This window comes from Enterococcus sp. LX10 (genome assembly GCF_023539285.1).
Lineage (GTDB): Bacteria > Bacillota > Bacilli > Lactobacillales > Enterococcaceae > Enterococcus > Enterococcus faecalis.
Genome location: NZ_CP092784.1, coordinates 2151924 through 2165783, shown reverse-complemented (window position 1 = coordinate 2165783; position 13860 = coordinate 2151924). Strand labels below are relative to the sequence as shown.

At 37.5% G+C, this 13860-nt stretch carries 13 protein-coding genes; 7 read left to right on the top strand and 6 right to left on the bottom strand.

Translation table 11 applies throughout. The annotated features are described in order from the left end of the window. The first annotated feature begins 100 nt into the window (after nt 1-100). The 5 genes from MKZ30_RS10140 (at nt 101) to MKZ30_RS10120 (ending at nt 5597) form a co-directional block, all read left to right on the top strand. On the top strand, nt 101-1393 hold the full coding sequence (locus tag MKZ30_RS10140; protein ID WP_033600535.1) for a GntP family permease: 1293 nt from the start codon (nt 101-103) through the stop codon (nt 1391-1393). A 21-nt stretch (nt 1394-1414) separates the two neighbouring features. After that, a complete protein-coding gene (locus MKZ30_RS10135) occupies nt 1415-2563 on the top strand; it encodes a glycerate kinase (protein ID WP_129226019.1) in 1149 nt (382 codons plus the stop codon). Nucleotides 2564-2704: 141 nt separating this feature from the next. Next, a complete protein-coding gene (locus MKZ30_RS10130; protein WP_002356518.1) occupies nt 2705-3718 on the top strand; it encodes a CdaR family transcriptional regulator in 1014 nt (337 codons plus the stop codon). Nucleotides 3719-3840: 122 nt separating this feature from the next. Beyond that, complete coding sequence (locus tag MKZ30_RS10125; protein ID WP_033600533.1) at nt 3841-4743, top strand: diacylglycerol/lipid kinase family protein; 903 nt, start codon at nt 3841-3843, stop codon at nt 4741-4743. A gap of 119 nt (nt 4744-4862) precedes the next feature. Continuing rightward, nucleotides 4863-5597 (top strand): YcjF family protein, encoded by a 735-nt coding sequence (locus MKZ30_RS10120; RefSeq protein WP_016614371.1) that lies wholly within the window; start codon nt 4863-4865, stop codon nt 5595-5597. Between the two features lie 283 nt (nt 5598-5880). On the opposite strand, the gene MKZ30_RS10115 is transcribed toward MKZ30_RS10120, so the two are convergent. From MKZ30_RS10115 to abc-f, 4 genes are all read right to left on the bottom strand, one after another. Continuing rightward, nucleotides 5881-7590, bottom strand: a complete 1710-nt coding sequence (locus MKZ30_RS10115) for an ABC transporter permease/substrate binding protein (protein WP_002419475.1) — start codon at nt 7588-7590, stop codon at nt 5881-5883. Then, nucleotides 7583-8773, bottom strand: coding sequence for a quaternary amine ABC transporter ATP-binding protein (locus MKZ30_RS10110; protein ID WP_002388977.1), 1191 nt, complete (start codon nt 8771-8773; stop codon nt 7583-7585). The genes MKZ30_RS10115 and MKZ30_RS10110 overlap by 8 nt, the downstream gene beginning before the upstream one ends. 199 nt (nt 8774-8972) lie before the next feature. Further along, complete coding sequence (locus MKZ30_RS10105) at nt 8973-9605, bottom strand: GntR family transcriptional regulator (protein WP_002356525.1); 633 nt, start codon at nt 9603-9605, stop codon at nt 8973-8975. Nucleotides 9606-9619: 14 nt separating this feature from the next. Continuing rightward, nucleotides 9620-11566: a ribosomal protection-like ABC-F family protein gene (gene abc-f, locus MKZ30_RS10100; protein WP_033600532.1), complete on the bottom strand. Its 1947-nt coding sequence runs from the start codon at nt 11564-11566 to the stop codon at nt 9620-9622. Between the two features lie 213 nt (nt 11567-11779). Between abc-f and MKZ30_RS10095 the strand changes: the two genes are divergently transcribed. Continuing rightward, nucleotides 11780-12430: a redox-sensing transcriptional repressor Rex gene (locus MKZ30_RS10095; protein WP_002356528.1), complete on the top strand. Its 651-nt coding sequence runs from the start codon at nt 11780-11782 to the stop codon at nt 12428-12430. Nucleotides 12431-12472: 42 nt separating this feature from the next. Here the strand turns inward: MKZ30_RS10095 and MKZ30_RS10090 are convergent, their stop codons facing one another. Together MKZ30_RS10090 and MKZ30_RS10085 are read right to left on the bottom strand one after the other, a co-directional pair. Beyond that, nucleotides 12473-13126, bottom strand: coding sequence for a CPBP family intramembrane glutamic endopeptidase (locus MKZ30_RS10090; RefSeq protein WP_002356529.1), 654 nt, complete (start codon nt 13124-13126; stop codon nt 12473-12475). An 18-nt stretch (nt 13127-13144) separates the two neighbouring features. Continuing rightward, entirely contained in the window at nt 13145-13321 is a 177-nt protein-coding gene (locus MKZ30_RS10085; RefSeq protein WP_002356530.1) for a hypothetical protein, read from the bottom strand. A gap of 232 nt (nt 13322-13553) precedes the next feature. Here MKZ30_RS10085 and groES point away from each other — a divergent pair, with 232 nt between their 5' ends. Next, nucleotides 13554-13838: a co-chaperone GroES gene (gene groES / locus MKZ30_RS10080; protein WP_002356531.1), complete on the top strand. Its 285-nt coding sequence runs from the start codon at nt 13554-13556 to the stop codon at nt 13836-13838. Nucleotides 13839-13860: the final 22 nt, after the last annotated feature.

Sequence of the window (13860 nt, the reverse complement as noted above, 5' to 3'; positions counted from 1 at the left end):
TTTTGTGCATTTGAACAATAAATCCTGTTAAATTTACAATTTTAAAAAGAAAGGACTTTGATAAAATGAAAGCGTAAACAATTTAAGGAGCTGATTTTGAATGCCAGATATTACAATATCTTGGGTTGCTGCAATTTTAGGATTAGTTGTAGCGATAGTATTAATTTTGAAAAAATTTAATCCTGTGTATTCCTTGTTTTTTGGTGCAATTGTTGGTTGTCTTATTGGAGGCGCTTCCCTGTCAGATACAGTCGCTGTTCTATTAAACGGAACACAAAGTATTATGGGAACCGCAATCCGTGTCTTAGCAGCCGGCATGTTGGCGGGTGTGATGATGGAATCCGGTGCGGCAGAATCAATTGCCAACGCCATTGTACAAAAACTTGGCGAGAAAAAAGCTATTTTATCTTTGGCATTATCCACAATGGTAATTACAGCTGTGGGCGTATTCATTCCTGTTGCAGTGTTGATTGTTGCCCCGATTGCTCTATCCGTTGGGAAAAGTACGGGTATCAGTAAGTTATCATTATTGATTGCCTTATCAGGTGGCGGCAAAGCGGGTAATATTATTTCGCCTAATCCAAATACTATTGCAGCGGCGAACGGCTTTGATTTACCTTTAAGTGACGTTATGATTGCTGGATTTATTCCAGCCGTATTTGGTTTAATTACAGCTGTTGTTCTTGCAAATATCATGAGAAGCAAAGGATCAATGGTCAAAGAAACGGATCTTGTAGAGGAACAAACAAAAGAATTATTACCTTTGAAAAAGGCGTTGATCGCGCCAGTGTTAGCGATTGTCTTATTATTACTTAATCCGATTGGCGCCGTTTTAAATATTTCTTTCATCAAAAGTTTGAATATTGATGCTCTGTATATTTTGCCGTTCGCCTCAGTTGTTGGGACAATTGCGATTGGGCAAACAAAACAACTGGCCTTTTATGCATCTTCTGGCTTGAAGAGAGTAACCGATACCGTTTTAATTTTAATTGGTGCAGGCGCAATTGCCGGATTAATTTCTGTTTCTGATTTATCAACACAAATTGTCCACTTAATTTCTGTTATGGGAATTTCTGGAACCTTCTTGGCACCGATTTCTGGTATTTTAATGGGCTTAGCAGTTGGTTCAACATCCACAGCGGTTATTTTAGCGACAGGTTCTTTTGGACCAGCGATTTTAGATATGGGCACAACTTCACTTTCAGCAGCAGTCATGGTGCATACTGGGGCAACTGTGATTGATAGTGTTCCTCAAGGCAATTATTTCCATATTACGGCACAAAGTATGAATATGACGATTAAAGAAAGAATTCGAGTGATTCCTTATGAAATGTGTGTCGGTGGGGTAATGACGATTGTTGCAACCATTTTATATGGCTTTATTTTAAACTAGTTGGAAAGTAGGCGCGAAAAGATGACGAAAAAATTTGTTTTGGCTCCAGACTCATTTAAAGAAAGTATGAGTGCAAAAGAAGCCTGTCTGGCAATGGAAAAAGGGATTTTAGCTGTATTTAAAGATGCAGACATTCAACATGTCCCGATGGCAGATGGCGGGGAAGGAACGGTGGATTCCTTAGTGGATGCAACAGGAGGCACAAGAGTACCAGTGCGTGTGGCAGGACCGCTTCCTGATCAAATCGTTGAAACCTATTACGGCTTATTAGGTGACCAAGAAACGGTGGTCATTGAAATGGCGAAAGCTAACGGAATTGAATTGGTCAAAGCAGAAGAACGTAATCCCTTGATCACTTCTACTTATGGCACAGGAGAAATGATTCAACATGCGCTCAATCATGGGGCAAAAAAAATCATTATCGGCATTGGTGGTAGCGTGACAAATGATGGGGGTGCAGGTATGATTCAGGCACTTGGTGCGCGTTTGTTAGACAAGGAAGGGCAAGAATTGACGGGTGGCGGTGGTGCATTAGATAAACTGGCGCAGATCGATTTAACACAGTTTGATCAACGTATTTTTGCTACCGAAGTTCTAGTAGCAAGTGATGTGAATAACCCACTAACAGGGCCAACAGGGGCGTCTCATGTCTTTGGCCCGCAAAAAGGTGCGACAGAAGAAATGGTGGCTCAATTAGATAAAAACTTAGCCCATTATGCAGCGATCATCAAAAAAGAGATCGGCATTGATGTTGAGATGATGCCAGGTGCAGGAGCTGCTGGTGGTTTGGGTGCAGGGTTACTAGCATTCACAAAAGCTCAGTTACGCCCAGGAATTGATATTGTCGTAGAAGTGAATCAATTAGAAGAAAAAATAAAAGCCGCTGATTATGTCTTTACTGGTGAAGGCGGTATGGATTTTCAAACAAAATTCGGCAAAGCCCCTTATGGCGTCTCACGTTTGGCCAAGAAGTATCAAAAACCGGTTTTCGCTTGTGCTGGCTATATCGGCAAAGATGTGGATGTCCTCTATGAAGAAGGGATGACGGCTATTTTTGGAATTTTGGCCAAAGCCGAACCGTTGGAAGCAGCATTGAAAAATGGACCAGTTAACTTAGAAAGAACCGTTGAAAATATTGCTCGTACATTACAGCTGGTGCCTTGTGACTAAGAACTAACCATGGTATCATCAGTAATGAAAGCTGAAATAAAAATGTTCAGTCGTTGATCTGAAGAATTAAGCGTTTGGGACATAAGTCATTGCGGCTTATGTCCCAAACGCTACTCGCTTTTTAGAAAGTTGGCGATAGCAATGTTAAAATTAGACAAAATCCAAGCAAATAAAATTGTTGAAAAGTTGATGGCAGATATTCCTTATAACATCAATATTATGGATGAACGAGGAAAAATTATTGCGAGTGGAGATTCTGCTCGAATTGGGGAGCGCCATCGTGGCGCAGAAAGAGCCATCAATGAACGAAAAAATATTGAAATTTATAAAGATACTTCTCTAGAGAAAAAAGGCACCAATGAACCGATTATTTTGAATGATCACATTTTAGGTGTCGTAGGCATTTCAGGAGAACCAGACGAGGTGCGCAAATTTACCAAGCTTGTGCGCTCGATTGTTCTTTTACTGACAGAAGAATTAAATACACAACAAGAACGCGAAAAAAAGAAGAAACAAAAAAATCAGTTTATCCAGCACTTAATGCATGTTGATTCTGCTTACTCAGAAGCCTTAAAACTTGAAGCGTTGGAACTATATAACCTTCAATTAGATGACCAGAATCATTGTGTACTGACGAAGGACAAGCGCTTATTATCCAGTTATTATCCTGGCCATGAAATATTTGAATGGGAAAATTGTTATCTGGTGATTACTTCTGAACCACCTCAGATAACAAAGCCAGTAACAGAATACCTTGTGATAAGTTCGGAAAAAGCCACGATTCAACAAATGGTCCAAGAGGCACAAAACACGTATTTACTTCTATCGTTTCTCCAATTAGAAAAGGCTAAGTTTTACCAAGCAGAAGATTTTTTCATTCAAGGAATTTTTAATTTTCCTTTTCATATTGAATTGGATTTTTTTGAAACCATCCAGACGATTTATGATGAATACTATGAAACCGTTATTTTTTTCGCCAATCATAACTTAAACATCAATGAAACCTCACAAGTATTACATATCCATCGAAATACATTGAATTACCGCTTGAAACGAATTCATGAATTGACGGGGATGGATCCAAAAGTTTGGCAAGATTTTTGGAAATTGTTCTATTATTTTGCCTATTGCTTTAAAGAACGTTTTGAAAAGTAGTGAGGAGCAGGAATGCTTGTTTGTTAAGCAAGTGTCAGCATATTTTTCGCCAGAATCAAAAATATCTTTTATAATAATTGTAAGGAATCAAACGATTTAGTTATCAATGAGGAGTGGTGCCAGTGAAAAAAGCAGTTTTAATTGTTAACCCCAGTTCTGGTGGTGAAAAAGCCAAAGAATTTGAAACGTTAGCAGAAGAAAAATTAAAGCAGTTATTTGATGAAGTTATAGTGAAACAAACAGAAAAAGGCGGCGATGCAGAACAATTTGCCCGTGAAGCTGCGGAAAGTCACTTCGACAGTGTTTTCGTAATGGGGGGAGATGGAACTGTTAATGAAGGAATTAGCGGGTTGGCAGAACAAGCTTACCGCCCGAAATTTGGCTTTTTTCCTTTAGGAACGGTGAACGATTTAGCGCGAGCCTTGAATTTACCGATGGACCCTGAAGAAGCGATTCAACAATTAGATTTAGAAAAAACCAGTGCTTTAGACGTGGGGAAAATCAATGACGACTACTTTATGAATGTCGTTGCAATTGGGACGATTCCAGAGTCAATTAACGACGTGGACGTTGAACAAAAAACGAAGTTAGGAAAACTCGCTTATTTTATTTCAGGTGCCAAACATTTAGCGAATGCTCAAACGTATCCTTTTCATTTAAGCTTGGATCAAAAAGAACAAACCATTGAAAGTAGTACCGTTTTAGTTGGCTTAACGAATTCAATCGGTGGGTTTGAAACATTATTACCAGAGGCCCAAGTGGATGATGGCAAACTTCATTTAGTTTATTTAAAAGATCAATCATTGTGGGATGCAGTAAAAGCCGTTCCAGATTTGTTAAAAGGAGTCGATCAGTCCACTGATAATTTAGCTTACCTAACCTTTAAAGAAGGAACAATCTCCTTAGAAAACCAAGAAGAATTAACCACTAATGTGGATGGTGATGAAGGAGCTGCTTTGCCAATTACGCTGAAAATTTTGCCTAAACACTTGACGGTGTATTGCGGTGAAGAACAAACAAAATAGCTGATTTTTTGAGAAAAGCTGGAACATTTCTATTTGTTTAAAAAACAGATAAGTTCTGGCTTTTCAAATCATCTAAAAGAGAATCAATCAGGGGATATGCTATACTTTGTTTCTACATATTGATAGATAAGGGAGTTAATGAGATGAGAAGAAAAAAACATAAAAACAAAAAGAAACAAGAACTTTTTGAAGAGATTGAAAAACAAGAATTAGCAGAACAAGAAACTAAGCAATTGAATGAAGAAATCGAAGACCCAGAATTTCGTTCTTTTTTTCAAGATGTCTTGAAAAAATTTCCACAAAAAACGTCTACGGCCATAATGAATGCTTTCGCAACTTCTAAAGGTAAAGCAGAACAATTAGTGACGAACAGTCAAACACAACTCGACAAAGTATTTGATGAATTTTTGGCTGGTGTTTCACCTGACGTGAAAAAGAAAAGTCATCAAACGATTCATTTTGCTGCATTGTCAGCAGCAATTATTGGGTTTTCGCCAATTCCATTTTCGGATGCTTTTTTACTGGTACCTGTTCAATTAACTATGATGTCACGGCTGCATAAAATTTTTGGTCAGTCTTGGTCTGAAAGCTTAGGGAAAAGTTTAACCAAAGAATTAGTAGTGGTTAGTTTAGGTAAGAGCGCAGTCGGGAATATTCTAAAAGTGATTCCTGTTGTCGGAACTGTGACTGGTGGCATGGTCAATGCTTCAGTTGCGGTAGCAATTACGGAAGCGCTTGGCTGGGTGACCGTCAAAATGTTAAACGATGGTGTTGATATCTTTGATGATGTGATGTCTTTCAAAGGACAATTTTCAACATTATTTAAAGCCATCCAAAATACTAAAAAGAAATAATTACTGTATCGATTAACTAGGATGAGACACATTTAAACTTTTTTAAGTAATTCGTAGCAAATTTCCAAGGTTTTCGTCACAAATTATTCACAGGTTCTCGTTAATATATAAGCATACCAACAAAACACCCAACATAAACACTTTTCATTTTTACTCCTCAAGTAAAAATAACTCCTTTCCACTCAGTCTACCCAACTGAGTGGTTTTTTTTGCGAAAAAAGAGGGCGTTGAACAATTTGTTCAACGCCCTCTTTTAATAGATGGGGAAGTCATTTGTTAAGAATTATTTTTTCCATTCTGCTACTTGGTCTTTATGTGAATCAACCCAATCACGTGCAGCTTCTTGTGGGTCTTTGCCTTCGTTAATTTCTAACATGACAGATTCCATATCCTTAGTTGTCCAATGGAAATTATCTAACACTTTGTAAGCTTCTGGTTGATCTTCTTTTAGGCCTTGGCGAGCCATTGTGTGAATCGCTTCTTCGCCGCCCATAGTGCCTTTTGGATCAGCTAAATATTTTAAATCATATTTTGCAAACATCCAGTGAGGAGACCAGCCAGTAATAACGATGTCTTCGTTGTTTTTAATTGCTTGTCCTAAGGCGACAGTCATGGCACCTGATGAAGAAGTTTCAACAGACCAATCTTTCAAATTAGGATAAGCTTCTTTAGTTTTCTCTGCTGCTGCAACAACACCAGCCCCAGGTTCAATTCCAGTAATCTTTTTCCCAGCTTGATCAGATAAATCTTCGATAGAATCAACATCCATATAAGAAGGGACGACAATTCCTAGCTTCGCGCCTTTAAGGTTTTCACCAAGGTCGTCTAATTTATCTTTATATTGTTTATATTGCTCTGCGTGAGTTCCTGGCAGCCACGCACCAACCATGGCATCTGTTTCACCTTTAGCTACAGATTCCCACATAATTGCGTTATCTAAAGGAGTCGTTTTAACATCATATCCCATATCTTTTAAGACTTCGGCAACCACATGTGTGGAGGCTACTTCGGTATCCCATTCCACATAAGAAAGGGAAATTTGCTTATCATTTGTTGTTGTAAAAATTGAAGCACCAACTAAGCCAGCGACAATTACAACAACCGTTGCAATAATCCCGTATTTTTTCTTTTTAGAGGTGGCACCAGCTGCTTTAGGGGCTGCTTTTTTATTATTTAAATGTTGAGTAAAACGGTCAATGATAATCGCTAAAATAACTAAAGCCACACCATTTACGAAACCGTTCCCGACTTGCGCACGTTGTAAAGCAGAAAGGACGCCACGTCCTAATCCAGGCGCACCAATCATTGAAGCAATAACTACCATTGATAGAGCTAGCATGGTTGTTTGGTTAACACCAGCCATAATCGTGTTTTTGGCTAAAGGTAATTCTAATTTGAATAATTTTTGCCAGCCAGTACTACCGTAAGAATCAGCTGCTTCAACAAGTTCATTTGGTACTTGTCGAATTCCTAAATTCGTAAAGCGCACGGTTGGTGGTAAAGCGAAGATAACAGAGGCGAAGACCCCAGGAACCATACCAATTCCGAAGAATGCAACGGCTGGAATCAAGTAAACGAAACCAGGCATTGTTTGCATGAAGTCCAAAATCGGTGTAATGATACTTTTGGCTTTTTCGCTTTTCGCCATTAAAATCCCCAGTGGCACACCAATGATAATGGAAATAACACTAGAAAGTAAAACTAACGTAACGGTACTCATTAAATCGTTCCATAAGTTTTGATTATAGATAAACATTAAGCCGATAAACGTGAATAAACTTAAGCCGATTTTTTTATTAGAAATAAAGAAAGCAGCAATCGTTAATAGCACGATCAGCACAAGTGGTGGTACGGCTGTTAGTAAGGCAGTAATGTTGTCCATTACACTTTGACCAATTGTTTGTAAAAAGCTGAATAATCCAGCAAATGTTGAAGTTAACCAATCAGTAAAACTTTCAACCCAAGACGCGACAGGTAATTGATACTTATTCATGTTCGTTCACCTCTGTTTCTGCAAGTGCTTCAAGTACGCTACCACGTATGACCACGCCTAATAGTTTGCCGTTATCAGTCACGGCAAGAGGCGTTTGTGCATCATAAATCAGTGGGAAAATATCATTCACTAACATATCTTTGTCGATTGTTTGAATTTCTGGATCCACACATTCTACAAGAGAAGTCCCGTTTTTACGCGCTTCTAAAGCTTTTTCTGCGCGTACCACGCCTTTTAGTTGGCGTTTTTTATCCACGGCAAGTAACATACTCACTTCTTCTTGACGCATCCGTTTTAAAGCAACAGTTGGGCCATCAATTTCAATGTTAGTAGTTAAAGCAGGTACCATAATATTTTGGGCAGTTAAGACTTTTGAACGATCCACATCTTCCACGAAGGTTCGCACATATTCATTGGCTGGGTTGGTTAAAATTTCTTCTCCAGTCCCAATTTGCATAATTTGACCATCTTTCATCAAGGCGATCCGGTCGCCGATTCGTAAAGCTTCATTCAAATCATGTGTGATAAAGATAATGGTTTTTTTGACATTTTCTTGTAAATCTAATAGTTCGTCTTGCATTTCACGACGAATTAACGGATCAAGAGCAGAGAACGCTTCGTCCATTAATAAAATTTCTGGATCGTTAGCCAAGGCACGAGCAAGGCCGACACGTTGTTGCATCCCACCAGATAATTGACTTGGTAATTGGTCTTTAAAAGCAATTAAGCTAGAATTTTCTAAGGCTTTTTCAGCTTTTGCTTGGCGTTCTTCTTTAGGAACACCACGAATTTCTAAACCATATTCCGTATTTTCTAAGATAGTTCGATGGGGGAAAAGACCAAAGTTTTGGAAAACCATGCTCATTTTATTTCGACGTACTTCACGTAATCCTTCTTTATCTAAAGAAGAAATATCTTGTCCATCAATATAAATATTTCCTGAAGTTGGTTCAATCAAACGATTTAATAAACGAATTAATGTTGATTTCCCACTTCCTGATAACCCCATAATAACGAAAATTTCGCCTTCTTCAACTTCGAAATTTACATCATAAACACCGACTGTGGCACCCGTTTTTTCTAAAATTTCTGTTTTGCTTTTGTTGGCACGAATCATTTCAAGTGCCGGTTTGGTTTTCTTACCAAAGATCTTGGTAAGGTGATTTACTTTTACTTTTGGCAAATCATTGTTCCTCCTCATTAAAAAAGTGACTACATCAGACTACTATAAAGTTGTCACTTTGTCAAATTAGATGAAAATCTTTCTGAAAATGAAGAAAAACAGTATTTTAACTAGGTTTTATAGTGGTTTTTTATGAAAAATAGAAATAATAAATAAAAAAAGTGACTATTTACCGCAAGATAAGTAGTCACTTTTTTGTTTAAGGATAAAAGAAATTTTGGACTCGTTGTAACGTTGATTCGTCATGTCCAACAAAATAAAGTGTGTCGTTCAACGAAATCTTTGCATATGGACCAGGTGAGACCAGAAGTTCTTCTTTGTGTTTGATGGCGATAATCGTTGCCGAAGTGTTTTGCCAAAAATTCATTTCGCTAATCGTCGCCTCAAGATAAGCAGCTTCTTCTGTTAAAACTAATGAATAAGGATTCATTGGATTGAAAGAATCAAAACGCTTTGTTTGTTCAACAAGAGTATCTAGAATGCTAGAAAAATGAGTAAGTTCTTCTTTTTGTTTCGCTACGCTATCTAGCAATTCTTCTTTAATTTCAGCAATCGTTTGAACGTCTTGATATTGTGTCACAAAGTCCTGCGCTTTTTCTTTTGATGCCACATAGAAGCCGCTGCCGTGTTTGGCTTTAACGATTTCTAAATCAACTAAAACGATAATGGCTTTGCGGGCTGTTTCTGGCGACACTTGGTATTGGTTAGCTAGGGTGGAACGGGCATGGATTTTATCTCCAACATGTAATTTGCCTTCTGCAATTTTTTCCGCAACATCAACGGCGATTTGTTGATATTTGGGCTTCGTTAAACTGATTTTTTTGGAAGCCATAGTGAATCCCTCCGTTAATTGTTATTTTCCATTTCTTCTAATTCTAAACTGAAATTTTCCCATTGCTCAAGTAGTTCATCTTGTTGCTGACGAGCGTCATCTAATTGTTGGTTTAAAGCCAGCAATTCAACATGATTTTCTAGAATGTCTGGTTGACTCATTTGTGCTTCTAATTGTGCAATTGTCGTATCTAACTGAGCAAGATTTTCTTCGACTTGTGTTATTTTTCTCTGCAAAGTACGGAGTAATTTTTGTTGCTCCTTGTTTTGATAAAAGGTATTTTTGGCTGTAACTGGTTCGGTTTTTTTCGCCGCTTCTTCATTAGCTAAGAGGGCAGCGATTTCTTCTTCCTCTTGTTTCTTTTCTAAATAATAATCATAGTCGCCTAAATAAAGTTTGCTGCCTTTTTCAGAAAGCTCAACAACTTTTGTTGCAATTCGATTGATAAAGTAACGGTCATGGGAAACGAAGAGGATGGTTCCTTCATAATCAATCAGCGCATTTTCTAAAACTTCTTTATTATCGATATCCAAGTGGTTGGTTGGCTCATCGAGAATCAAGAAATTGTCACGATCCATCGCTAATTTTGCTAATGCCACACGTGCTTTTTCACCACCGCTTAATAAAGGAATCGTTTTTTCAACATCATCTCCACTGAAGAGAAAGCCGCCTAAAATACTTCGAATCTCTTTTTCAGGTGTGGTTGGGTGTTCATCCCATAATTCCGCTAAGACCGTTTTATTGCCATGTAAATTGGCTTGCTCTTGGTCATAGTAACCTACAGAAACATTGGTGCCAAAAGTTTTACTTCCTTTAATGAAAGGAATGCGGTCAATAATTGATTTCAAGAGAGTGGATTTACCAATTCCGTTCGGTCCGACTAAGGCAATGGCTTCTTTGCGACGAATATCCAAGTGAATAGGTTCGGATAAAATATGTTCTTGGTCGTAACCAATGGCGGCATCTTCGACTTGTAAAACAACATTTCCCGAGACTTTTTCACTATCGAAAAGAAAATGCGCCGATTTTTCATCTCCTTGAGGTCGGTCTAAACGATCCATTTTTTCTAATACTTTTCGGCGACTTTGTGCACGTTTCGTTGTAGATGCACGAACCAGATTTTTGGCAACAAAATCTTCTAACTTATTGATTTCTTCTTGTTGCTTTTCATACGCTTTCCATTCACTGGCTAATTGTTCTGCTTTTAACTCTAAGTATTTGGAATAGTTTCCTTTGTAGTGAGTCATTTTTTTGCGACTCAGTTCATAAACTTCATTAACTACCTTATCTAAAAAATAACGATCGTGGGAAACAATCAATAGGGCGCCGGCATAGCTTGGCAAATAAGATTCCAGCCAAGAAAGCGTCTCGATATCTAAGTGGTTTGTAGGCTCGTCCAGAATTAAAATGTCTGGTTTTTGTAAAAGCATTCTTGCTAATGCAAGCCGGGTTTTTTGACCACCAGATAAGGTTTGAATATCTTTCGTGTAAAAGGATTCATCAAAGCCAAAGCCGTGAAGGACTGAGCGAATTTCATTTTCATAGCCGTAGCCATTTTTTTCAGAAAACGTATGTTGCAATTGATCGTACTCTTTTAAAATTCCTTCATAAACGGAAGTGGTTGGCTCCATTTCACTAATTTTGGTTTCTAATTCTCGCATACGCTGTTCCATTTCTAGGATGTCAGCAAAGGCTTTTGTCATTTCTTCCCAAACGGTTTTATCTGATTCTAAGCCGGTATTTTGAGCTAAATAACCTAACGTAGCAGTTTTATTTTTGGCAATGGTTCCGCTATCGGGAGCATCAATGCCTGCAATGATTTTTAAAAAAGTCGATTTTCCAGCACCATTACGACCAACTAAGGCAATCCGACTTTTTGTTGCAATTTCTAAATGTATGTTTTCAAACAATGTTTTCGAGCCAAAATGGCGGGCAACTTGATTTGCTTGTAATAAAATCATCAGTAGTCCTCATTTCTAAATTCATTGCCCTTAGTGTAGCATAAAATCTGCTAAAATAGCACGTATCAAAAAATGCTTTGTGAAGGTTTATACCTTTTATCACAAACTTTTGAAGAAAAATGCTATTTTTGAGCCATAGAATTGCTTTTTATTGTGAAAAACTGCTATTATGTTAATGGATAAGATTTAAGTGAAAGTATTGGAGGTCCAATTGTGAAAGATCAAGTTATTCCAAAAGCAACGGCGCGACGCCTTCCTTTATATTATCGCTACTTAAGAATGTTACATGATACAGGAAAAAATAAAGTCTCATCAACTGAATTAAGTGAAGCGGTACAAGTAGACAGTGCGACTATTCGTCGTGACTTTTCATATTTTGGTGAATTAGGTAAACGTGGGTACGGCTATGATGTTGAAAACTTAATGAACTTTTTTGCAAAAACGTTGAATGAAGATGAGTTAACCAATGTCGCATTAATCGGGGTTGGTAATTTAGGAAGTGCTTTATTAAAGTACAAATTCCATCAAAGCAACAGTATTCGTGTAAGTTGCGCATTTGATGTGAATGAAGATATTGTGGGACGCATTGTTGACGGTATTCCGGTTTATCCAATGGAAGATATGATGGAACAAATCCGTGTTCAACAAATCGAAGTAGCTATTTTAACTATTCCAGCTCGCAAAGCGCAAGAAGTTGTAAACAAACTTGCCGAAGCAGGGGTTAAAGGAATTCTAAACTTTACGGCTGCGCGTTTAGTAGCGCCACCTGAAGTATTAATTCAAAATGTTGACTTAACCAACGAATTACAAACATTAATTTATTTCTTACATCATGACAACGAATTGATTGACGAAGAAGAATAAGTAAAAGAAAAGGGCCTAGTCGTTTAGACGAAGGCCCTTTTCTTATTGAATTGCACCATTATGCAAAAGTAGTTGAACAATAATCACAATCGTATTCATGCCGCAATGGGCAATAATTGAGGTCCAAATTTTTCCAGTTTGCTTGTACAAAAGAGCAAAGAAAAATCCCATAAAGAAATAAACAAAAAAGTGACCATCGGCATGTGCGAGTGAAAAAATCGCCGAACTAACAGTAGCCGCAATCCAGAAATTTGTAAAAGGCTGGATTAAATGGATAAATGCATAACGAAAGACGAATTCTTCCATAATCGGACCACCGATAGTAGTTGCCAAAATAAATAAAGGATTTGCCAAAATCACCGCTACAATAGCTTGTGTATTTTGAGAAGTAGCTTGTTCTCCTGTGATGGCTACTTCAATGGCGAAAGTAACGCCTTGAATCAGCATGGCAATGAAAATCCCACTAACACCTAGTAAAAAAATAAAAATAGGTGATTTCAAGGTTGCTGTTTCCTCTAAAGGAGAAGGTTCTGTTGTTTTTAAAAAGATGCCAATCATTACAAGGGCACCAATAATGTAGAGAGCAGTTGTCACATTAATCGCTGCATTGGGAGAAATACCCGAAAAAAGTAACGGCCCGAAAAAAGCGATAATGTATGTGACTAAAATAAATAAACTTGATTTTCTTAAGGTCATGGTTAATCCTTTCTATAATTATTTTTTACGATTATTGCGATATCCTAATAAAAGAAAAACGAATAAGAAAAAGAAAAGAGATTCCCAAAGTGTCGAAACAATTCCTTCTGTGACACTGAAAACAAGATTTCCTAAATTCGCTATCACAAAATAAACGAATGTTGCTATTAGTGCTGTAAGTAAACGTTGTTTCATTTTATTCGCCTCCAATCGTAGTCAATTTATTTTACCATGAATTAAAGGATTGGAAAAACATTCCATGAAAAAAGAATACGCAATAAAAAATGCGTATCTTATAATTGACAAGAAAAAGAGAGAAAAGACTTGCATTTTTAGAGTGAAATGAGTATTATAAATAGTGTGAGTTAGCACTCTTATGTATCGAGTGCTAAAATAAGCGAAAACTTTTTATTTGGAGGGATTTATTGTGTTAAAACCATTAGGCGATCGCGTCGTAATTAGAGTCGCGAAAGAAGAAGAAAAAACTGTTGGAGGAATTGTTCTTGCATCCGTTGCAAAAGAAAAACCACAAACAGGTGAAGTTATCGCAGTAGGTGAAGGTCGTGTGCTTGAAAATGGCACAAAAGTTCCGATGGAAGTAAAAATTGGTGACACAGTAATGTTTGAAAAATATTCAGGAACAGAAGTGAAATACGAAGGCGTAGAATACTTAATTGTATCAGCCAAAGACATTATTGCCACTGTTGAATAATAAACAACTTTTACAGAATAAT